Source organism: Paenibacillus sp. PvP094 (assembly GCF_040546835.1).
Classification (GTDB): Bacteria; Bacillota; Bacilli; order Paenibacillales; family Paenibacillaceae; genus Paenibacillus; species Paenibacillus illinoisensis.
In genome coordinates, this window is sequence record NZ_JBEPOM010000001.1 from 2,533,414 (window position 1) to 2,556,323 (window position 22,910).

Consider the following 22,910-nt stretch of genomic DNA (forward strand, 5'->3'; position numbering starts at 1 on the left):
CTTTGTTGTGCTGGGTATAAAGGGTATAATATAGAGATCAACGAAGAGGAGGATGACAAGAATGAGCGATTTGTTCAAAAAGGCGATCTCATTAGGGTTGGGTCTTACCGTAGTAAGCAAGGAAAAAATCGAAAAAACCGTAGATGATCTGGTCAAACGCGGGGAACTTGCGCCAGGTGAATCCAAAGCCTTGGTCGAGCGTCTAATGGAACGAGGCGACGAAGAGCAGGGCCAGCTCAAGCGAGTGATTCATGAGCAGGTCAAGCGGGTGCTTCAGGAAGTAGGCGTACCTTCGGAGAGTGATGTGACCAGTCTGGAACAGCGCGTTGCTGTACTGGAGAAAAAGCTCGCCGAACTGGGCCACACACCACAGCTGCAACCAGATGTATCCCCAGCTCCACTTGAAGTTCCTCCTCCGCACAAAGGAAACGAGATCGAGTAGATGGCTGTGCGAATTAAACATGTCGGCAGATACCGGGAAATTGCCATGGCGCTGGTGCGTCATGGCTTCGGTTATATGGTCGAGGAATTGGGGCTTTTCCAGCTGCTGGCCATACCTCGGCGGTGGATGTCACGTGAAGCACACACGACCAAAACGCTGAGTGAACGGATCAGGCTTGTGCTGCAGGAGCTGGGGCCGGCTTTCGTGAAGCTGGGGCAACTGGCAAGCACAAGGGCGGATCTGCTGCCTGAGCCGGTCATTCGTGAACTGGTGAAGCTGCAGGATCAGGTACCCCCTTTCTCTTCGGAAACGGCACGGGGGATTTTGGAACAGGAATTGGATACACCGCTGGAAGAGATCTTTTCCCGATTCGAGGATACCCCTGTGGCTGCAGCCAGCATCGGTCAGGTGCATCTGGGCAAGCTTCGAAGCGGAGAGGCCGTCGCCATCAAGATCCAGCGTCCCGGCATCTCACGGATTGTGCAGCGGGATTTGGATATTTTGCGTGAGCTGACGGCGATGGCGGAGAAGCGTTGGGACTGGGTGAAGCAGTACCAGATTCCGCAGATGGTAGAGGAGTATGCCCAGGCGCTGATGGCTGAACTGGATTATACTGTCGAGGGGCGGAATACCGAGAAGATCGCCCAGCAGTACCAGCAGGATAACAAGGTCAAAATCCCGCTAATCTACTGGGATCAGACTTCCTCGCGTGTGTTAACCATGGAATACGTGGAGGGCATCAAGCTGAATGACCGTGACGAACTGGTCAGACGTGGACATGACCTGAATGACATTGCCCAGCGATTGGTAGATTCCTTGTTGAATCAGATCTTTATTCATGGCTTCTTCCATGCGGATCCGCATCCTGGCAATCTGATGGTGTTAAAAGACGGCCGACTGGCGTTTATCGATTTCGGCATGGTTGGCACTCTGAGTGATGAGATGAAGCAGCATCTGGCTTCGCTCATCATCGGGTTGATGCGCAAGGATACAGACAGCATGATCCGGGCGATTGAGAAACTGGGCATGATGCCTGATGACATGGATCTCCGTGGCCTCCATCATGACCTGGACAAGCTGCGCAGCAAATACTATGATATTCCCTTTTCCAAAATCAGCGTCGGTCAGGCGCTTAACGATCTGTTCGGAGTCGCGCAGAGACACCGGGTCATCATGCCAGCCGACATCGTGCTGTTGGGGAAATCGCTGCTCACAATGGAAGGCGTGATCGAACATCTGGATCCATCGCTCAGCATTGTGGATATGGCGGAACCCTTCGGCCGGAAGCTGATCAAGGACCGGTTCAGTCCGGGCCGAATCAAGAATCGGCTGTTCCGCAGTGCGGCAGACCTGGCTGAGAGTGTGATCGGACTGCCGGGGCAGCTCCGGCAGCTATCCTCCATTATCAGTAAAGGCAAGCTGCGGCTTGAGGTCAGCGTACCCGAACTGGACACGCTGATGCGCAGGCTGGACCAGATCAGTAATCGTCTGTCCTTCAGTATCGTGCTGCTCGCCTTTTGTATCATTATGGTCGGACTCATTATTGGTTCCTCAATCAGTCATCAGTCAACGATGCTGTGGGATATTCCGGTCATTGAGATCGGTTTTCTGGTTGCCATTCTGATGGTGGCCTTTCTGCTCTATTCGATTTTCAAATCGGGAAGATTCTAGTTACATTAAGGCAGGAAAGAGCTGTTAATGCTTCTTGGCGAAGGAGCGTTAACGGCTTTTTTGGTCTGGGAAATATTACATTAACTATAAAACAGATAAACAGAGCATGACCGAGATATATTATAAAAATAAGAGAAATCCAGGGATAATCTATCGTTTGCGAAGATATAGCCTGTTCGTATAAAAGGATCGCCCTGTCTATAATAATAGGTCAGTACATAACGGACCCGGTCTTTCTGAGAGGGGAAGACCAGTGACATCAAGAGTCGGCTTCTGATGTCTTCTTAGCTCGAACCTGAATGATGTAACAGAATCATGTGGAACGCACTGGAACGGATTAAGCAGGATAGCTGCGAATCTCGGACATCTTTTATTCCGGATGAAGAGCTTCTTATATCAACACGTACAGGTCATGATGCGGAGGGAGTGTTCCGCTGTTTTGTGCTGCCCTGTCGTGGTTGGTCAGTGACGTGCCTAGCTGCTGCATTTCAGGTAATCAACCCACGAGGTTAACGGTGTAGGAGGAACGGCAAGAACATATGAATACGTTAAAACAACAATGGTTCGGCAACATTCGCGGAGACGTGCTGGCAGGCATTACGGTAGCGCTGGCGCTGATTCCGGAAGCCATCGCCTTCTCCATCATTGCAGGTGTCGATCCGATGGTCGGATTGTACGCATCCATTACGATTGCAATTGTGATCTCGATTGCAGGCGGAAGACCGGGAATGATCTCGGCTGCTACGGGCGCCATGGCGGTACTGATGGTTGGCCTCGTCAAGGATTACGGCGTGGAATATCTGTTCGCGGCCACGATATTGACGGGAATTATTCAGTTTATTTTAGGGATTTTTAAAGTTGGGAAGTTCATTACGTTTGTGCCGCATTCGGTACTTACCGGATTCGTAAATGCCCTGGCGATTTTGATCTTCATGGCCCAGCTGACTCATTTTACAGGTGCGAACTGGATCATGTATGCAATGGTCGCAGGCACGCTGGCCATCATTTATATTTTGCCACGGTTTTTCAAAGGTGTTCCGGCCCCTCTCATTGCCATTATCGTCATGACGATTATTACGGTGGTGTTCCATCTGGATGTGAAGCAGGTAGGCGACATGGGGAATTTGACGAGTACCCTCCCGATGTTCCATCTGCCCAATATTGAGTGGTCCTTCAACACGCTGATGATTTTGCTGCCCTATTCATTTACGATGGCGCTGGTAGGTTTGCTGGAATCCCTGCTGACCGCTACGATCGTGGATGAAATGACGGAGACCAAAAGCAGCAAAAACCGTGAGGTGCGCGGTCAGGGGATTGCCAACTTTGTTAACGGATTATTCGGCGGAATGGGTGGCTGTGCAATGATCGGGCAATCCGTCATTAATGTGAAGTCCGGCGGCCGGGGACGGCTGTCCACCTTTACGGCAGGCGCCTTTTTAGCCATCCTGCTGCTGCTGCTCAGTGGAGTGGTAAAACAGGTGCCGATGGGTGCGCTGGTTGGTGTCATGTTTATGGTGTGTATCGGTACGTTTGACTGGAGTTCCGTCAAAAATATTGCACGTGTTCCACGCGCAGAGGCCTTCGTTATGGTGGTCACGGTGGTGATCGTCGTCATCACCAATGATCTTTCCATCGGTGTACTGGTCGGCGTTGTGCTTAGCGCCCTGCATTTTGGGTGGAAACAGGCCAAGATTCATGTTCATGCCAGCGAGGAGCAGGGTCAAAAGGTATATCGTGTTCACGGTCCGTTCTTCTTCGGCTCTTCATCCCGCTTCGTGGATGAGTTTCATGCCGAAACGGATCCGGAGGAGATCACGATTGATTTTGGCGGATCACATATCTGGGATAACACGGCCGTTGTTGCCATCGGCAAGGTGAAGTTCAAATATGCGAAACTGGGCAAAACGGTGCATCTCCGAGGCTTGAACGAGGAAAGCTCGCGTTTGCTGGAGAGAAGCGGGTTTGCGGTCTCACAGAGCCATGGTTAATGGAGATAAATGATCTCTGGAACATGAAATACAATAAAAGGGTGCCGGAACATGTCCGGTACCCTTTTGTTTTGCTGGACAAACGTGTAAACTACACGGTATGGAGAAAAAGAGCAGGCGGACTGATTGCTTTTTGAAAATCCATTTCATGGGGAAGAATACATTGAAATGGGCTTATCTAAATGAACATACAGAGGTGTAACGATTGGCAAACTTTGAACAACTGGGCATTCGCCCGGAATGGTGCGAGATCCTGAAACATCAGGGGATCGCCGTGCCGACACCGGTACAGGAGCGCTCGATTCCCGTACTGTTAGGCGGACGTGACATTATTGCTGAGGCACAGACAGGTACAGGCAAAACGCTGGCTTTTTTGCTGCCGATTATTCAGAAAATCAACGTATCGGACCGCTCACCACAGGCACTGATTATCGCCCCTACGCGTGAGCTGGCCCTGCAAATTACAGAGGAAGCGAAGAAGCTGACGGCCAATGACGATAAGCTTCATGTGCTAGCTGTGTATGGCGGACAGGATGTGGAGAAACAGCTGCGCAAGCTGCAAAATGGGACTCAGATCGTCATCGGTACACCGGGGCGTCTTCTGGATCACCTGCGCCGTGGCACGCTGAAGCTCGATAACGTGAAGAAGCTGGTGCTGGATGAAGCGGACCAAATGCTGCACATGGGCTTCCTGGACGATGTAGAAACCATTCTACGTGAACTGCCGCATAAACGTCAGACGATGCTGTTCTCGGCAACAATGCCGAAGGGTATTCGCAACTTGGCGAAGAATTACATGAAAGATCCCGAGGATGTAAAAGTATCTTCGAAATCGGTTATCCCGATCAATCAGATTCGTCAGCAGGTGCTGGAGTGTACGGATCGTGGCAAGTTCGATGCGCTTCGCGGCATGATTGATACGTATCGCCCGTACCTGGCGATTATTTTCTGCCGAACCAAGCGCCGTGCATCCAAGCTGAATGAAGATCTGCGCGAAGCAGGATACGAGAGTGACGAGCTTCATGGGGATCTGTCCCAATCCAAGCGTGAGAATGTCATGAAAGCCTTCCGCGATGCAAAACTGCAAATCCTCGTGGCTACCGATGTGGCGGCACGCGGACTGGATGTTGAAGGCGTAACGCATGTATTCAACTATGACATTCCACATGACGCAGAGAGCTATATCCACCGGATCGGCCGTACGGGTCGTGCCGGCGGAACGGGTCTTGCCGTGACGTTTGCAACGCAGCATGACAGACCGGAGCTAGCGCGTATTGAGGAAGGAACCAATCAGAAGCTGACCCGCATTCAGTGGACGAGCGAGGGTCCAGTGGCCTCTACCGGAGCAGCCAGACGTTCCATCAACAGTCAGGATAATGATGAACGTTCGGGTGGACGCTCTGCCGGAACAGGCAGTGCCCGTCGCGGCGCAGGCCGCAGCGGCCGGAGTGAAGGCGGTCGTGGTGGCCGTGGTTCCCGCGGTGGTGAAGGTGGACGCAGCGGTGGCCGTAGCAGCGGCCGCAGTGGCGATGAGCGCAGCGCAGGACGCGGATCGGCGCGCAGCAGCGACAGCAGTCGCGGTGCAGCAGGCCAAGGTGGCCGTGGCGGGCGCGGTGCAGGTCGCAGCGGTGATGAGCGCAGCAGCGGCTGGGCTGGCCGCATTGCGGACAAGCGTAATTCAGGCGGGCGCGGACCAGCCAAAAGTGACCGCCGCGATTCTCGTCGCGGACGGTAAGAACTTGTCGTCAGCACAGGGCAGCCGTGCTGGACGATGAGTTCGAACGCCATGCAGCTAATAGCGGCATGGAGAGAATACGAGAGGACTCGGGCACGGATGTACCGAGTCCTCAATGAAGGGTCGCGACGGAATCTCGTTGCGGCCTTTTTTGATATGCCTATACACTGCCGGATTTCCCTTACATCGTAATAACTTTTATGAATATGGTTGAAGCAACCAACGTGTAAATCATAAATGTTGCAGATACGGCATATGAGGGTATCCAGACAAAAATTTTCCAAACATCAAAACACCTCATCCTAGACCTAAGGATGGGGTGTTTTTTCATCGAAGCTTATATGATTACAATCATGCGTACAAGCCAGTCTCGAAAGGTATGCAGGGATACATCCATTTCAGTTCGTCTATATATGGGGAATGAGTTTGCACTAATTTACGTATGCAACCGACATGCGTTAGCTCTGGACATGAACATCTGCAAGGTTGTCCCTATATTTCTCGTTATATACTCTCCCAACGGATTCAGCCAAACCGCCACGTGCCTTGCCAGGATACAGCTCAAGCGTACGATAGAGACGCATGAACCGGTCTTTGGGCATAAAGCGCGCGTAACGGGTAATAAGACTAGGGAATAACTCAATATATTTGCTTTTGCGCACAGCCGCGGCTGCTACAGCAGTTAGAATCTGAATTCCGTTGTGCAACTGCAAAATATTAACTTCGTATGTGGCGATATACCGGATCGCATCTTCACGAATCAGCTCCGGCTTAAGGCGGGCGATTTCACCGATGTATTCGGCGAGCAGCCGCTCGAAGCTGCGCAGCAGCAGGGGCTGGAGCTGCAGATCCATATCACTTCGAAGCACGAAGGATTGCAGCAGGGCAACCTGCTGAAGGCGAATCCGGTCATTATAGACGAGCGATCCAATCTCGCGCAGCATCTCGTAAGCGAGCGCCTCGTCTTCTTTGCGGGCTTCGGCCACGAGAGCCCAGTTACGGTTGATCCCCTGACGGATCTCTTCCCGATCTTCGTATAACATGCGCTTCATCTGCCGGTTTCGCTGGGCAGGGAAAGTACGGTGATGCATGAAGATGAGCCATCCGATCAGCAGCAGGGTCACGGTGGCTGCCATCATGGTCTGATCCGTTGTTTCACCGAAGTAGGTGGCAGCGGTTCCGATTATAATTGCAAGGAACAGATCGCGTGCAATCCGGCGTTTCACTCGTGATCCGGCACGCTGCTGGACAGAAACGAGGGCGCTGCGGCCACAGGAGGTACACTCCTCCTCCCACAAGCAGGTATATTGTCCACAACGCGTGCAGACGTGCAGCTTCTCATAAGCATAGGTCGTTCGGTTAAAAGGTCTGATGGATACCACTCGTTTGGCACTCATGCTTAATCACGCTCACCATTCAGTATAGTGTACAGGGTACGGTCCGTATCTTCCCGTTTCACGGGTTTGCGGCCCTGGAAAAAGAGCGAGATTCCTTTTATAAGGACAAAAAGAAACAATATGGCGAGGCATCCGTATGTAACCATAATCGATTCCTTTCTAGGCGTAGTTGTTATGCAGAATAGTGTAAATCTGAAACAAGGTTTCGTTATATTGCAGTTTGCTGGCAATAACTATATCATATTTCCATAGTTGGAATTAAAATGCCAGTAGAAGCACCGAATAGGTCGATTTTTGTCAATCATTACAAAACTGTAACTCAAGATAGGGGTGCTTTTCAGAATATATTAGTAGACTGTTAAGATTTCCTTAAGGCTTGACGCCTATAATAAACTATTCCCATTTTAATCTCAAACGTGAAGGAGTACACCCAATGCTGCGGACACGCAAAATACGCTTGCTTAGCGGAACCCTGGTTCTGCTGACATTTCTAACGCTGCTGCTGCCTAAGGCGTTGCTGCCCCAAGCTGCAGCTGCTCAGGCACAGACGAGCGGGATCGACGCCGTACTTGTAGCCGATGTAAGTAACTCGATGAATACAAGTGACCGTGACAAGATCAGTAATGAAGCCATGAAAATGTTTATTGATATGCTGCCGGTCCAGGGGGACAAGGTAGGGATTGTTGCTTATACCGATCAGGTAGAGCGGGAAAAGGCACTGCTGGAGATTCAGTCCGATGCGGACAAGAGCAGCCTGAAGGACTTTATTGATCAGCTCGGCCGCGGGCCATACACTGATATTTCCGTCGGGGTGGCTGAAGCGGTGAATGTGTTGAATCATGGTGCAGATGCATCGCACTCACCCATGATCGTACTGCTTGCAGACGGCAACAATGATTTTAACAAAACCAAAGGCCGCACCCAGGCACAGTCTGATGCAGATCTGGCGAAGGCCGTTCAAGAAGCACAGGATCAGGGCATTCCGGTCTATACGATCGGATTGAACGCAGACGGCAAACTGAACAAGGATGCGCTAGCCGATCTGGCCAGTCAGACAGGAGGCAAGTCATTCATCACGGATACGCCGGATGATCTGCCGCAGATTCTGAGTGAGATATTTGCAGATCATGCCAAGCTGAATGTCGTGAAATTGCCTTCCATCACAGGCAACGGTAATTTTCAGGAAGTTACGGTCAACGTACCAAATGACAGCGTGCTTGAGGCCAATATCTCAATTATGTCTTCCAAGCAGGTAGAGATCGAATTGACCGATCCTTCGGGTAAAGCGGTGGATCTGAACTCGGATGCGGCCAAGCTCTCGACCTCCAAAAGTTATTCACTGGTCAAGCTGCTCAAGCCTCAGGAAGGCGACTGGAAACTTCGTGTAAAAGGGGCTCCGAAAGACAGCATCGATATCAACCTGCTGTTCAACTATGATCTGCAGCTCGTCGTGGACCCAATTAAGACCAAGTCCTATACAAAGGGTGACAAGGTAGATCTGACAGCCAAGCTGGAGAATGGAGGTCAGCCGCTCCAGGATAACGATCTGTATGCAGATATGAAGGCGACATTGGTCGTGAACGATCTGGATACGAACAAGAGTGAGGAACAACCGCTGGAGAATACAGGCAGCGGCTTTGCAGGCACCTTTGAAGTGCCGGACAATCATAACTATGAACTGGTGATTCGTGCGGAAGAGGACAGCTTCTACCGTGAAAGTGCGCCCATCACCATCAATGCAGGCGGTACGGCAGGTGCGGGAACACAGCCAACTACCTCAGGTGGTGAGCAGGACAAGCTGTTTCCATGGTTACCTGTGATTTTGGGAGTGATAGCCCTGATTGTGGTTGCAGTTGGTGCCTGGTTCCTGATGGGCTGGCTGAAACGCAAAAACCGCGGCTTTGTCGGCCAGATCATTGTCGAGATTCGGGATGAGAACACTGGAGACAAGTCCTATCCACAATACAAAAAACTCGCATCCTTCCGGGGCAGATTCCATCTGCACCAGCTTTTACAGCTGGATCCGGAATTGAAGGAAACCGAGAAATATATATTTACGCCCAGCAATGGGGACCGAATTATCATTCGCAATACCGCAGGCGGTACATTGGAGAAATCCGGACGTGCCGTGGATGCAAGCTCAGGCGTTGAACTGAAGAATGGTGACCGACTGAGCATCCCGCTGCAACAGGCGGATAAGACGATTTTGATTGAGTATCTGGTCTAAAAGGAATGCCAATAGAAGTTGGTACTAACCGTTTACACGAGAACGCAGAGGACAGAAAAAAGCTGGAGAAGCGAAGCGTTCGCCTTTATCCCCGGATTTTAACTTTGTAAAAGTGAATCAAAAAATCTGGGGATAACAGCGATCGGAAGGTTGTTCTGTCATCGGAGTGGTAAGTGTAATTATATTGTAGTTCCGACTGCGTTAACCAAAGGGAGGACATGGAATGAAACCAATTGTCAGAGAACATATTCAGCAGCTGGATGTATCGCTAGGCGGAGGGATTGTCAGCGAGAAGATCAGGGTCGATACAATCGATAACCCGATCCTGATTATCGGTCTTGGAGGAACGGGAATTGATGCGCTGCTGCGTCTTAAATATCAGATTAACCGCCGCTTCAAGCTGCCTCAGGACCCGGTATCCAAGAAAAAAATGGACAAGCCGGACAACGTGGAATTTCTCGCGTTTGAAACCAACGAGCAGGACCGTGCGAAGAAGTACAAAGGCATCGGGCTGGACCCGATTAACGAATTCGTCCTGCTGTCCAATGCCGAGATCGGTGGACTGCTGCAGAACCGCAGCGTGCTGGAGCCATATATTACGGACTGGCTGTCTCCGGAACTGAGCATCACGGACGGCATGAATGGAGCAGCAGGGGTACGCCAGGCTGGACGGTTGCTGCTGTTCACCAAAATCAATCAGGTCGTGCAGGCGATCGACAAAAAGATCAAAACATTATCCGTAGGCACCAACAAAAAGCTGATGGTGTTCCTGCTTACCGGTTTGTCCGGCGGTACGGGCAGCGGCTGTTTCCTCGATATCTCCTATATCGTGCGCGGTATCATTGAACGGGATCACGGTTCTGCGGGGATCGACCGCGTCAATACGCTGGGTTACCTGTTTACGCCAGACGTGAATCTATCGAACAAAAGTTTGAGTGAGCACACACGCGAATATATTCGCAAAAATGGCTATGCTGCGCTCAAAGAGCTGGATTACTGGATGAACGTCGACAGCCGCGGGGAGCGTTTCACGCAGAAATACGGCAATATCCTGAACGTTAATTCACCGCTGCCGCCGTTTAACCTGTGTCACCTGATTTCGGCAACGAATACGGAAGGCAAGCTGCTGGAGAATGCCTATGACTACTGCATGAACGTGACGGCCGAGAACATCACCAACTTCATGGCCAGCGAGGAGAAACAGTCGGGCGAAGAATTCGCGATTCACGATTATATCAGCAACATCCGTACCAACATTGCACAGATGAACAAGGCGTATCCGGCCAACTATGATTACAACATTATCGGTGCTTCCTCAGCGGTATTGCCGATTGAAGAGATGACGACGTATCTGGCATACCGGATGTTCGACAAAATGAGCACCATGTTCTCCAAAGCTCCGAACCAGGAGGATACGGAGAAGTTCGCCCGCAAGCTGGGCATCGATCTCGAAAGTGTCGTGAAGTCCTTCGAGTCCCGCGTGCCAGAGCCGCTGCCGGGTTATCAGAACAGTGAGCGTCTGTCCTACGGCAATGTCGTGAAATCACAGGTGGTGAACATGGACACCGAGCTGGAGCAGAACTTCCTGGCCCGTGCCCGCGAAGAATACATCAAGGCGAAGAAACAGCTGCCGGGCGAGATTGCCGGTCAATTTACCGAACAGATCCGGCGCATGTTTTTGCATCCCGAACAGGGTCCTTTCTACGTCTCCCGTTTGATCTACACGGAAAAAGGCTTCTGCATACTGAAGATGATCCAGTCGTATATCGAAACGCTGCGGGAGAATGCATTCCGGATTCCGCGTGACATTGAGGCTGCGCAGGAGCAATCGGAGGAGAAGCTGGGTGACGCGAAGAGTGCCTTTGTTTCCAAAGAGAAGAAAAAGAATGCATATATTGAAGCTAAAATTCATGAGTACTGGCTGCACGCCGACGTGGAACGCAACGATCAGATGATCGAGTTCTATGAGGATCTGTATGAACTGCTGAATCAGGAAAACAGCCGCATCTATAACGTATTTACCGAGACGCTGAATGCGCTCAGCTCGATTTTCTCCAAGAACGGAGATATTCTTACGCGCGGCGAAGAACAGTCCGATCACAAAGGCAACAAAACCTACTACTGGAACGTCGTTAGTGTACCGGATATTGTCAATGTGGTGGATGGGCTGCTGGACAAGCGTGACACAGATGACCTGATCCGCGATTTCTCCCGTGAGCTGCTGGAGAACTCCAACCAGTGGGTGAAAGAGAACGAAATTGACGTGGTCAGCTCCATTTCAGACTTCCTGACCGAGAAGTTCGGGGACCTTATTACCCGTTCCATGGAAGATTTCCTGGTGATCAAATACGGGCAGGATGAGTCTGTTGAGAAATTCGTGGAGCGCCACATCGCTGGCAAGCTGGATGATGAGGCCGTTCCGGTGTTCAATCTCAGCAACAGCACAGGCAGTCTGCATTTCCCGTCATGGGGATTCGTCTCTGTGCCGACACAGGCGCCAGGCATTCTCAAAGGGATTCGCAATTATCAGAACAATGCGGTGGGCAAATCCCACTTTACCGTCAAGGAAAGTGAAGTTCGCAACCGGATTTTCTGGCTGAATACGCGCAACGGAGTGCCGCTGTTTGTGTATACGCCGCTCAAAGTTTATGAGGAAAGCTATGAACGCACCATTTTGGACAAGGAAGGCATCGGGCGCCATCTGGTACAGACGGAGAAAAACAACTGGACCTACCTGCCGTCTCCGATTCCGGAAAAGTCCTGGGGTGATGTCTACGAGAATGCCCGGGTGAAGCAGTATAATGCGCGGGTACGTACCGAATTCGAGCAAGCGATTGGATACAACATCATTACGGCCAAAACAATCGATGAGAATACGAGCAATCGTTATGCCGTGGTTACAACGGAACCGTTTGACTTGACCGCGAAGCTGAATGCTTACGACATGCGTCTGACATCGACGACCCCGAATCTGGGTGAGGTAAAACGGGCCGTGACCGAACTGAAACGACTGCAATCCGAAGGACTGCCACGTGTAGGGGTCAAGGATATTTTCGGCAGTATTAATGAAGATATGGCCAAAGAAAACCTGGTACGTTCCCCGCAGCTTATCGCACGGGTACGTGAAGAACTGGCGAAGATGAATGCCATCTCGGCCAAAGTGGCTGAACTGGAAGGCATTCTTGCACAGCATCAGGATGAGGAACAGTGGTATGATCGCTTCATCGAAGCTCTGTATACCGACACCATCGTCAAGAAAGGCGCACTCTACGTCTACGACCGCGATCCGGAAGAGGATGCCTGGGAACCGTTCGCGAACCTGATGAAGAGCCGCAACTTTGCCGAGTACGAAGTGTTTGGCAACTTCCGCGGTTTGTCGGAAAAAGATCGCAGTACGTTGCTGCGCAAAGCTTCCCGCCGGGATAATGAACTAACGGCTTCAGAGGACATCGCTCCGCTGCTGGCCAAACTGGATGATCTGGCTGCCCTGTTCATGGAATCCCGTGACCGTCTGGAATATGAGCGCGTGGAGCTGGCAAACGGTGAAGACATCTATCAGTTCTACAGAACGATGTCGTCGAAGCTGAATGACATCCGCAGAAGGCTGAAGTAACATGGGTGCCGGGATGGAGTTCAAGCTGAACAATACCCTGAAGCGGGATCTGGATAAGTACGCAGCACAATATGCGGCAGAGCAGGAGCGGCAAGGCAGCCTGGGTGATGGACGAAGCAGCATCCATTACCCGGCCCTGTTTCTGTTTGTTGGTGACCTGGTCGAACCGGCCATGGCTGCAGTGCGCGAGATTAATCAGTTGAAGTGGGATAACGGAGAAGGTGTGGTGTATCTCCAGATTGGAACAGAGGGCCGGGAGGAACAAGGAGGACGGGAGCATCGTGACTCATTGGAAGACGGTCAGGTGACCCGTCATATCTTGCCTCTATCCACCGTACAGGCTGGACGTCCTTCAAAGACCTTGCGCAAGGATGTACACCGCAGTTTTCACGATTCGGAGCAGGCGCTCTTTGGTCTGAATCGCACGCTGCGCCGGGTGAGCAATCGGATCGCTGAATACGGCCGGTTGTATTCATCGTTTGACCGGATTTACGTTACCGTCGTGACAAGGGCAGATGATCCGCTGAATGTGCTTCTTCCGGAATTGACGAAGCTCACCGAGAACATTTTGGCCCAATCATTCAAGTCGGTTCAGACGGACCTGCATGTACTGGTCAGCGAGATGGAACAGGTGGATTCCTTCGGATATGCAAGTGCAGCCGGACTTGCCTTTTTGCGGGAACTGGATTATATGCAAGCACTGGACTATACGTTCAGCGGCAATCTGCTCGTAACGGAAGATGGGATCTCCATTCCCGTTGTGCACTCTTCTTCGCCTTTGTTTGATCTCGTCTATATCCTGTCTGACAAAAATGAGAGAGGAACCGGCGTGGCCGGGGGATGGATAGAGAATGCCGAGATTATCTGCCGCATATGCCTGCTGAAGAACCGGAAACAGGATCCGGATGCGCTCGGTGCGGTTGCAAGTACAGGGGCCAATACCTACAATAATACGGCGTTCAAAAACAACATTCGAACAACCTCGGATCAGCATGGCTATGCCAGTGCAGGTTTTGCCGAGATCAGACGGCCTAATCAACCAATTGCGCTCGCGGTATTGTATCATCTATACCGCTATCTGTTAGAGCTTATGCGACAGGAGCCGGATTGGAGCATGAAAGACAAGCTTGCTTTCTTCGGTCTGGACGCCTCATCCGTAGAGCGCAAGGTTGAAGGGCTGCTGCCTGAGCAGGATCTGGTGGGCGGCATGAGCGGCATTATGACGCATAACGTCAGCTTCTCCGATCTGAAGCCGCTATCGCTGCGTGAAGCGGAGCGAGCGCTATTCGGCCAGGGAGCTGAGGCGTACTTCCGTGACAACATGGTACGTCCGGCTGAAGAACGTTTGCGTCAGCGGAGCAGCGAGGGTTCATTGCGCCGGCAAGCGCAGCAGTCACGGACGGAGTACCCGGAGATAGGCTATTTCCAATGGGCTTCATGGAGTGACAGCAGCCCTGGGAGTGTACGTGAGACTTTGCTGGGACTCATTCGCGACAAATCGGTTCAGCTTGAATCGGCACGTGCCCTACTGGAACAGCGTCAGCAGGAGCAAGTGGAGGATCAGCCAATCAAGCGGGCGTTGTTCCGGGACAAGCAGAATGTACGGAATCTGATCGATTGTTTGTTGGAACGCGTGTATATGCCCAAGACAGAGTTGTTACGACTGGAAAACGAACTGCAATTGCTTCGCATCTACGATTCGGAGATGGAACAGCTCCATAGCTTCAGTCGCGATGTAACGACAGCACTCGAAGCGCTGGAACGCACGCTGCGTGAAGCGGCAGAAGAGCGTATCGCGGCAGCGGATGAATATATCGGACAGAATGTGATGGAGTATTACGGTAAGGTAACGGAAGCATTGATTGCCGATTTGGAGGCCAAGCGGGGCCGGGATGTTTGGTTTGAAGAGCGTTATATGGGAGACATTAACCGGCTTGCTGCCGAAGGCAACGAGCGTCTGCTTCAACGTCTGATGGAGGTATGCCATGCGCTGCTGCTCACAGCTGAACCACTGAGATTACCTTTTGAGGAAGAACTGCTGCAGCGAGCGAATGTAACGATTGCCTATGGTGACAAAAACGTATTGACCCGCGATGATCTGTTCCGCAGGTTATACCGTACGCTGGAAGATCAGGCGGTTGTGAGAATACGGGTATTCGATTATACCCAGGAACATCGGTATGAAGAAAAGTATTTCTTTGGCGATCATCACAGTGCTTTCATGGATTATGCGGCACATGCGGAGGAAACGTCCCGCATTTATAAGCTGGGCGTTGTGTACGAAGAACGCAGCAGTGGTGTGGAAAAGTTGAACCTGATGGGAGGGTTCCATCTGGAGGATCTGATGGTCTATCGCAACGGCAAGGTGTATTACGACTCGTATGCGGAGAACGGTTATGAGTTTCATCCAGCAGGCCTGGCTGATAAGCTATCACCTATGCGATAGAACAACAGTCATGATCGACTCCGGTATTAATTCAGCCTATGATGGGCTGGTTTGGAAAGGATGCATGCGAACATGCAGCGAAAAATCAATCTTCTCCTGGTCCTGTTCAGCCTGATTGGCGGAGCCGTGGGATTTGCGGCAGGAGAAATCATGCTGCATCAGTGGCTTGGGGAGATGCCTCGCCTTCTGCTGATGGGGTTATACTTCGGCGTGCTGGCGCTGAGCGTAGGTCTGTTCTGTCTGCTCGCCGAGATGATCTCGCCGAAACTTAACGGAGCTTCCTGGAAGCTGAGATATCTTGGCTTGTCGTGGAAACTGCTCGTTCCGGCAACACTGGTGTTCCTGTTTGTCGTTGGATTGGTCTTTCAATTGTTGTATCAGATCAATCCAGGCGGCGTGAAGCAGGTGAAGGACATTGTACTGATGATCGATAACTCGGGCAGCATGTCGGAAACGGACCCGGATAATGGACGTTTCGAGGCAGCCAAGACGTTAATCAGTCAGATGGAAAGTGACAAACAGGTAGCTGTTATTACATTTGATGATCAGCCGCAGTTATTGCAGCCTTTTACCGCATTAGATAGTGAAGCGGCAAAAGCAGAGGTAAACGGTAAGATCGACGGCATTGTCACAACATCGGGTGGTACAAACTTCGATGCCGTGCTCCGGGAAGCCATGGAGCAGATCCAAAACAAGCAGGATCCAAAACGCGGTACCGTAGCCATTTTGCTGTCGGATGGATTCAGTGAAGCAGATACTTCGGATATCTTATCCCAGTACGCGAACGAACAGATTGCCGTGAATACGGTAGGTCTGAGTCTGGTCGACCCATCGGGTACCGACTTGCTGCGCAGTATCGCTCAGCAAACAGGTGGCATGTACTATGACGTGCCGGATTCCGGTGGTCTCAGCATGGCATTTCAGCAAATTTACGATACGATTGATGAACGGACGCTGGTGACTGAACGTACAGGCATGATGGAACACAGTACCTATCTGGCCATCTTCCGCGTTGCTGCTATGTTGTTGATTGGTGTAGCACTGGGCGTATCGCTTGGGCTGGTGTTCGATAACCGCCATCTGGCAGTCAGCTTTGGCATCGGTGGAGCGGTGTCAGGCCTGCTAGCGGGCCTTTTGCTGGAGTGGGGACTGGACGGTTCTTCTGTAGGGGATGCATTGGTTAGACTGGGTGCCATGTTCATATTATCTGGGGTACTCACCCTGTTCACCTGGATTATTCCGGTCAAGGAGAATACACCGCGGAAGAGCAAGGGCCGCCGTGAGGCGGGCAGGGGAACTCCGACCGCAGACGGATTCGGTCAGCGGGGGAGAGACACACGCAGCAAAGGATTTTAAACATCGGGAGGTTGGCGACACATGCGATATGCAGATGCGGACCCTTCGGTACCTCTGATTCGCAGACTTACACTTGCTGTGGATGATGGTTACTGTACCCTGCGCTGGCTCTGGCCCGAAGGTGTAGAAGCCGTATACGTGGAGCGGTTGGAGCTGGAAATGGTCGAAGGTGGACAGAGCAGGGATCAGACTGTGAATGGCAAGCTGAAACTGTACACGAGAGAAGAATACAAGGCGAGTAACGGATATACAGACCGGATGACAGGATTTGGTGCCATCCGGTACACAATACATGTTTGCCGAATGGACGAAGACGGTCCTGTGCTGCTGCGTCAGCAGAATGACGAGAATACGGTCATCGCCAGTGCAGGCAAAGCGGATATCCGGTTCTCCATTCGTTACAAAAGCGGTTTTTTTCAAAAAAGGAAGACGGTTCTCATGACTGTGACGGCTGAAGTACCTGTGCCGAAGGAAGCTCTCTGTTATGTACGCAAGCAGGGCGGAGTTCCACTCAATAAGGAAGATGGCACGGTCTATCCTTTTGTCAGTGATTTTACTCCAGGGAGAAATGAGATGCCGCCCGTGGAAGTGGCCAAGGATGACTATGTGAGGCTGTTTTTCACGGACGGACCCAAATACGGAGCCGTTTACCGCCTAATATCAGACTAGATGAATGTGAGGCAGTTCAGTCTGCCTGAACAGGGAGGGGAGTGGCTATGAGCTTTTTTAGTCGTTTTTTGAAGAAACAGCAGCCCGTAGAACGGCCGCTGTTTTACGATATTGTCTGTCCATATTGCTTCAGCAAGTTTTCGCCGGAAGAAGTAGTGTTCCGGGCTGCGCATCACCGGGATGATGATGAGGATTATGCACTGGGGGAAGATGCGAAGCTTAATCGGTATCGTGAACGCTTTGGGTTGGACACGGTATTTGATATGGAAGCCGTTCTGGCTCCGCATGATGTGCCTGAGGAACATCGCATTTATTCGGATAACATCGTGATGGGACTGAACGACCGGTATGGTGTGGTTACACGGCGCCGGCTGTGCCCGCATTGTCATAATGAGCTGCCGGTAACGGCAGGCAAGGCACCAAGCAATATCATTTCCATTATTGGGGCATCCCAGGTGGGGAAATCGGTGTATATGACATCGTTGATTCACACCCTTCAGCATTATACGGCTGACCATTTTGATGCGGCCTGCATGCCGCTGAATGCGGAAATTAGCCGCAGATTCCGCGCAGATTACGAAGAACCGCTGTTTGAGCGGGGAGATCTGCTGGATTCCACGCAGAAGGAGAAGCTGCAGGAGCCGTTTATTTTTCAATTCGTATTTAAGGATGAAGATAAGGCACCGCTGACACTGGTCTTTTTTGATGTGGCGGGTGAAGGTATGGTCGAGCAGGATTATCTGGGACTGCATGGTCAGCATATCAAGAACTCAGCGGGTATTTTGTTTATGGTGGATCCGCTCCAGATTCGTTCCATTCGGGACAAGATCCGCATTAACCTCGGCAACGAGCCGGGCGAGTGGACGCCAAGGTATGATGAACCACGTGATGTTGTGCTGACCCTGTTCGGTGATTTTATCGCTTATCAGGATAAAGCCAAGACGAATATCCCTACAGCCGTTGTGCTGACCAAGAGCGACATGCTACATTCCCTTAAGGATGAAGAGGGGGATTACATCAAATCCAACAGCAATGTATTCCGCAATATGGTACACCGTGAATGGTTCGATCTGACCGAATTCGAGAATATCGACGGGGAGATTCGGCGCTTTATCGAGAAGGTGGACCGTCCGTTCAAGGGCACGATGGATGTGTACTTCAAGGATACGGCCTATTTCGCGGTATCTGCGCTGGGCAGCAATCCGGTGGATATGAAGCTGCAGGGCGTCGTGAGCCCCATCCGTGTGGACGAGCCCTTTCTATGGCTGCTGTACAAGCTGAAGTACATTGAGGGGAGAGTGGAATGATGCGTTCTTCCATGACCCCGCCCATTGAACAACAGATGTACACAAGAGAGCGGCGCGGGGTGTTTCGCACAACGGAGGGGTTCGATACGGTTGCGGCATCACCAGGACTGGACCCTTCCTTTATTAAAAAAGTACTTCATCCCTATTGCGTCTATGACGCTCCAGCGGAATTAACGGGTCGGGGTGAGAAGGACCAGGCGAAATTCCCGCCATCCATACATCTGATTCATCTGGAGAGCGGAGAGACGATCCTTGGTCAGAATGTGTACCAATCCGCTGATTTTACCGGGCTGCGCAGCGCCTTTTTTGCACACAACTATGTCCTATCTCCGGAACGCTCCGAGGAACAGATGAAGCAGGGGAACTGGCTGGATGCCGTATTCGCCACGTCATATGACATCGAACAAGGCACGGTTTTGCCTGCCCTGACGGAATTGCCGGGTGCACCACTGAATGGCCGAGATGCTGCGGCCGGAGCAGGAGCAGGCACAAGTGCCCGCTCCGTAGCGCCAGCTGATCTGCTGGCCGCACTGAAAATGAACGAAACTCTCTTCAAGCGCCTGCTCTATGCGGTCATGCAGGCTGTAGCAACCCGGCGGAAGGTATACATTGCGCTCGATCTTCCTGCCGAGGAGATCACAGCCGGAGCCAAGGAACTGCTTCGTTTGCTCTATGCCGCACTGCCCTATGCGTTTAGGCGGCAGCTCGGCTTCATGACATTTGCCAAGGAGCCTCAGGCCAAGAAGGGAGTTCATCTTCAGTTTGTAGAGCGGGGCACGCTTCGTCCAAAGGACAGGAATACGGAGAAGGACTTTACCTTCGACTTGGCTACGGGCAGGGTAACCCATGCGGAAATGTCGGTTGCCCAGCTTCCCTATGCGGAGTTTGCCTGGTCGCTTCTGCAGGAGCCAGGTGTGGCGGATGCGTTTTATACTTTTGCAGACGAGATGTTATCCGGCACCGAACCGGGACGCGAGCTTTCCATCCAGGCCTATGGGGAACTGTCCATGTTTTATCGTCTCGAGCAAGGGATGGAAGATCTCTACCTGAATGATAAAGGCGGGGTTCTGAGCGGGCTGCTTACCTATCTGAAACCTGAAGGAGGAGTACAACGACGTTCACGTTTGAACGAACTGTTCCTCACTCTGCTCAGCCGGGAACTGGACAGCGTCAAAAGAGAGAACGTACCTGAAGAGACGGTCGCCTCACGCATCGCAGAATATTTCCGCGTCGCTGCACCTGTCGTTCAATCCCGAATCGTGGATTATTTCATCTATGCGGTGAACAATGCCAGGTCTCAGAAGCGGATGAGGGCGGTACAGGAATTGTATGATCTGCTAGACCGCGATTCCGGGCTGAGTCGTGCATTCTTCGATAAGGTACTGGCCAATGAATCACTGACAAAACTGCTGTTTGAGCCCTATCTGGACAATCAGCTGAAACGTACCGAGACTGCTTCGGATGTGATCGGCGTAATCGAACGCTGGGTAACCACGCATGTATCTGCGGTATACAACAGCTTCCTGCTGGACCGGACTGCGACAGAGCTGCGTGAACGATTATGTTCGGCGCCGAATCCCGTTCATGCTGCGAGTGAAGCACTTAAGCGTGTGAGCGTGCTGGATCGTCTTTCTTCTGACATGCTCGTGGGTGATGGAATTAAGGCCCGAATTGGGCAGTCTCAGACCGTCACCCGATCCGCCCGTTCGAGTGGAGCCGAGTCAGCGGGATTATCCGCGTATCAGGAAGAACTGACACGCCTGGCTGACAAGCTGGCCTATGTCATTAACCTGTTTTTGATTCAGGATCTTGATCTGGAACGGGTGAACCGTGAGCAGTTACTGAGCATTGATATTTTGCTGCATGACAGCGAGGTGCGTGATTGGGCGGCGCGTCAGGGACAGGATGTAACGGCTCGTACGAACATGATGCTGGCAGCCAGAGCATGGCTGAGCGGCGAAGACCGTGAAGAAGAGGTGCTTGAATCACTTAGCCTTGCGGAGCGGAATGAACTTCAGCGTTGGGTACGCAGATGGCTCGCAGGGGAACTGCGGGATCAACCGGGAACACCTGCATATGAGGCGCTTCCGCTGGCTTTCTACCGGGGAGGAAGCGGCAGCAAACTGGACTATGCAGGGCTGATTGAGTTTGTCCGCAGCAGTGCTGGCAGTAAGGAAGTATTGTATTCATTTTTTGAATGGTCGGGAAGCCAAAGGTTATTCATACGGAGTTCCCAGGCGAGCAAAGCCTACTCAGATGCCATTGTAGCCTATTTCAAAGATCATGACCGTGAAGCGTTCAAGTCCAAATCGGCATTCAAGCCGTATTACGCGAGAGCGAGTAAAACAATGAAGCCGGTCTATGATCGGGCCAAGAACGAACTTTCATCACCGATTGTGCGCATGCTGACAGGCAAAAGAAAAAATCTTTTTCTAGGGTCGGTTATCATTATCCTGATCCTGGGGATCGCCGGGGTAACGTATGCCCTGACGAATAAGTCGGACGCGCCAGAAGAGGCTGCGCCATCGACACAGGAACCCGTGGTTCCGGCAGAGCCTGAGGTACAGTTAGCTGAGCAGATCGCCTATGTCATTCCGGGAGCCGAGGTGGATGGCACGACGACCGAAGCGCAGCTCGTGATCCGTTTCATGAATGAAGCGGACAGCAATGCGTTATTGCCTGGTCCGGTTCAATTAACTTTGCAGGATGGCACAACGCTGGAGATGGATGCCGCGTCGGATTGGGAGAGTTTTAACCGGAATGAGGACCCGGATACGGCAGGTTCAGCAGGCGGTACATCTTCTACGGAGGAAACCGATGAGGAACCATCCACCGGATCGGTGAATGACAATCAGCAGGTAGAGGAGTCTGTTCAGGGGACAGATTCGACCACCCCAGATGATTCTGCTGCAGATTCAGCGGAGGGCACAGAGTCGAGCGGGGATGCGTCCGGTTCTGCGGACACGAATGAAGATCTTGGAGAAGGAACAGGCACCACATCATCCGAACCTTCGGGGACAGCAGGCGAGTCGGGACGGTTCTCTTCAACGAAATTGACGCCTGCTGAGGCAGACCGTCTGTATCCTTACGGTCAGCAAGTGTCGCTGCCTGATGAGGTTAATCCGGAAGATATCGTAAGTGTCCAGAGTGGTACAATGGTTATCCAATTGATGCCAGAGCCTAAGCTTTAGGATTGTTATGATTTGTTTTTAAACCAAAATGAAATCATTGCAGGATGACCTTCGATTGTAAATCGGGGTCATCTTTTTTAATTTTCCCTGCTCCCAATCCTTTAAGGACGATCTTATTTGAGGAGATAATGCAAATCATGCAACTTTCCGGTTTCCTGGGGTGTCTGACAAGAGAGGGGCCAATTCCAAAACCAAAACCGAAGGAAAGCAGGGGACCATAATGCGTTCATATTTTATATTGATGATGTGCATTGTACTCTTTGGTTGTTCGAATGATGCAAGCAGGGATGCTCAGCCAGATCACATTCAGTTAGAAGATGGGGGCTCAGTGACCGCAACGAAACAAGTTGGGGAATACCTGCTTCGATTGGTCGTTCAGCCGGCAGGTAAGAACACGTATATGTTTCACTCAGGAATTAAGTATGTGGGGACAGATACGAGCCATACGATTGCTCACTCCAAACACGTGTTTATGGTGGATATACAGGCAAACGGGGAGTCGATTTTTCCTCCAAGAACAACAACGAATATAGGTCTTACAACGGAATTGACGAATGAGGATTGGTACACGGAACCGTATGAAATAACACTGACTCAAGCACAGCTCGAAAAGATGGATGGATCAGAAGCCGACATTGTGCTGCATGCCTATTTTCAGGGCGGACAGTCAGGTTATGAGGACGAGAAGAAGATGATTTTAAGTGGTTCCCAGGCTCTGCTGCAGGAAGAAGAGTAGATTCTTTCTTTTGTTCACAAATTAGACACAAGCTCTGGGTTCATCATTTTTGGATAATCCCCAACAGGGACCAACTGCACGTATACGTTGAGAAAAGCTCTCACATAAATGAGGCGAATTCCGATCGAAAAG

13 protein-coding genes are annotated in these 22,910 nt (G+C 51.5%); 12 read left to right on the forward strand and 1 reads right to left on the reverse strand.

What is annotated here, in order from left to right:
* Positions 1 to 61 precede the first annotated feature (61 nt).
* From ABIC22_RS11740 to ABIC22_RS11755, 4 genes are all read left to right on the forward strand, one after another.
* The gene (locus ABIC22_RS11740) at positions 62 to 442 is read left to right on the forward strand and encodes a phasin family protein (protein ID WP_127537315.1); all 381 of its coding nucleotides are present in this window, start codon (positions 62 to 64) and stop codon (positions 440 to 442) included.
* Positions 443 to 2,113, forward strand: coding sequence for an ABC1 kinase family protein (locus tag ABIC22_RS11745; protein ID WP_127537314.1), 1,671 nt, complete (start codon positions 443 to 445; stop codon positions 2,111 to 2,113). It abuts the gene before it with no gap.
* A 539-nt stretch (positions 2,114 to 2,652) separates the two neighbouring features.
* Positions 2,653 to 4,101: a SulP family inorganic anion transporter gene (locus ABIC22_RS11750; protein ID WP_354480949.1), complete on the forward strand. Its 1,449-nt coding sequence runs from the start codon at positions 2,653 to 2,655 to the stop codon at positions 4,099 to 4,101.
* A gap of 205 nt (positions 4,102 to 4,306) precedes the next feature.
* On the forward strand, positions 4,307 to 5,836 hold the full coding sequence (locus tag ABIC22_RS11755; RefSeq protein ID WP_354480951.1) for a DEAD/DEAH box helicase: 1,530 nt from the start codon (positions 4,307 to 4,309) through the stop codon (positions 5,834 to 5,836).
* Between the two features lie 458 nt (positions 5,837 to 6,294).
* On the opposite strand, the gene ABIC22_RS11760 is transcribed toward ABIC22_RS11755, so the two are convergent.
* Entirely contained in the window at positions 6,295 to 7,233 is a 939-nt protein-coding gene (locus tag ABIC22_RS11760) for a hypothetical protein (protein ID WP_354480953.1), read from the reverse strand.
* A 433-nt stretch (positions 7,234 to 7,666) separates the two neighbouring features.
* Here ABIC22_RS11760 and ABIC22_RS11765 point away from each other — a divergent pair, with 433 nt between their 5' ends.
* From ABIC22_RS11765 to ABIC22_RS11800, 8 genes are all read left to right on the forward strand, one after another.
* Entirely contained in the window at positions 7,667 to 9,460 is a 1,794-nt protein-coding gene (locus ABIC22_RS11765; protein WP_354480955.1) for a vWA domain-containing protein, read from the forward strand.
* A 223-nt stretch (positions 9,461 to 9,683) separates the two neighbouring features.
* A complete protein-coding gene (locus ABIC22_RS11770; RefSeq protein ID WP_154894771.1) occupies positions 9,684 to 13,073 on the forward strand; it encodes a tubulin-like doman-containing protein in 3,390 nt (1,129 codons plus the stop codon).
* A 1-nt stretch (position 13,074) separates the two neighbouring features.
* Entirely contained in the window at positions 13,075 to 15,519 is a 2,445-nt protein-coding gene (locus tag ABIC22_RS11775) for a transcription initiation factor TFIID (RefSeq protein ID WP_354480957.1), read from the forward strand.
* Between the two features lie 72 nt (positions 15,520 to 15,591).
* Entirely contained in the window at positions 15,592 to 16,875 is a 1,284-nt protein-coding gene (locus ABIC22_RS11780; protein WP_127537307.1) for a vWA domain-containing protein, read from the forward strand.
* 21 nt (positions 16,876 to 16,896) lie between these two features.
* Positions 16,897 to 17,544 (forward strand): beta-mannanase, encoded by a 648-nt coding sequence (locus tag ABIC22_RS11785; protein ID WP_354480959.1) that lies wholly within the window; start codon positions 16,897 to 16,899, stop codon positions 17,542 to 17,544.
* Between the two features lie 47 nt (positions 17,545 to 17,591).
* Positions 17,592 to 18,851, forward strand: coding sequence for a TRAFAC clade GTPase domain-containing protein (locus ABIC22_RS11790; RefSeq protein ID WP_154894774.1), 1,260 nt, complete (start codon positions 17,592 to 17,594; stop codon positions 18,849 to 18,851).
* Positions 18,848 to 22,042 carry a GAP1-N2 domain-containing protein gene (locus ABIC22_RS11795; RefSeq protein WP_354480961.1) on the forward strand — a complete coding sequence of 1,065 codons (3,195 nt, stop codon included), beginning with the start codon at positions 18,848 to 18,850 and terminating at the stop codon, positions 22,040 to 22,042. The genes ABIC22_RS11790 and ABIC22_RS11795 overlap by 4 nt, the downstream gene beginning before the upstream one ends.
* A 220-nt stretch (positions 22,043 to 22,262) precedes the next feature.
* Positions 22,263 to 22,778, forward strand: a complete 516-nt coding sequence (locus ABIC22_RS11800; RefSeq protein ID WP_354480963.1) for a hypothetical protein — start codon at positions 22,263 to 22,265, stop codon at positions 22,776 to 22,778.
* Positions 22,779 to 22,910 lie beyond the last annotated feature (132 nt).

Bases quoted from the DNA above. Each gene is read 5' to 3' on its own strand.
- ABIC22_RS11740 (WP_127537315.1), top strand. From the start codon at position 62: ATGAGCGATTTGTTCAAAAAGGCGATCTCATTAGGGTTGGGTCTTACC.
- ABIC22_RS11745 (WP_127537314.1), top strand. From the start codon at position 443: ATGGCTGTGCGAATTAAACATGTCGGCAGATACCGGGAAATTGCCATG.
- ABIC22_RS11750 (WP_354480949.1), top strand. From the start codon at position 2,653: ATGAATACGTTAAAACAACAATGGTTCGGCAACATTCGCGGAGACGTG.
- ABIC22_RS11760 (WP_354480953.1), bottom strand. From the start codon at position 7,233: ATGAGTGCCAAACGAGTGGTATCCATCAGACCTTTTAACCGAACGACC.
- ABIC22_RS11765 (WP_354480955.1), top strand. From the start codon at position 7,667: ATGCTGCGGACACGCAAAATACGCTTGCTTAGCGGAACCCTGGTTCTG.
- ABIC22_RS11770 (WP_154894771.1), top strand. From the start codon at position 9,684: ATGAAACCAATTGTCAGAGAACATATTCAGCAGCTGGATGTATCGCTA.
- ABIC22_RS11775 (WP_354480957.1), top strand. From the start codon at position 13,075: ATGGGTGCCGGGATGGAGTTCAAGCTGAACAATACCCTGAAGCGGGAT.
- ABIC22_RS11780 (WP_127537307.1), top strand. From the start codon at position 15,592: ATGCAGCGAAAAATCAATCTTCTCCTGGTCCTGTTCAGCCTGATTGGC.
- ABIC22_RS11785 (WP_354480959.1), top strand. From the start codon at position 16,897: ATGCGATATGCAGATGCGGACCCTTCGGTACCTCTGATTCGCAGACTT.
- ABIC22_RS11790 (WP_154894774.1), top strand. From the start codon at position 17,592: ATGAGCTTTTTTAGTCGTTTTTTGAAGAAACAGCAGCCCGTAGAACGG.
- ABIC22_RS11795 (WP_354480961.1), top strand. From the start codon at position 18,848: ATGATGCGTTCTTCCATGACCCCGCCCATTGAACAACAGATGTACACA.
- ABIC22_RS11800 (WP_354480963.1), top strand. From the start codon at position 22,263: ATGCGTTCATATTTTATATTGATGATGTGCATTGTACTCTTTGGTTGT.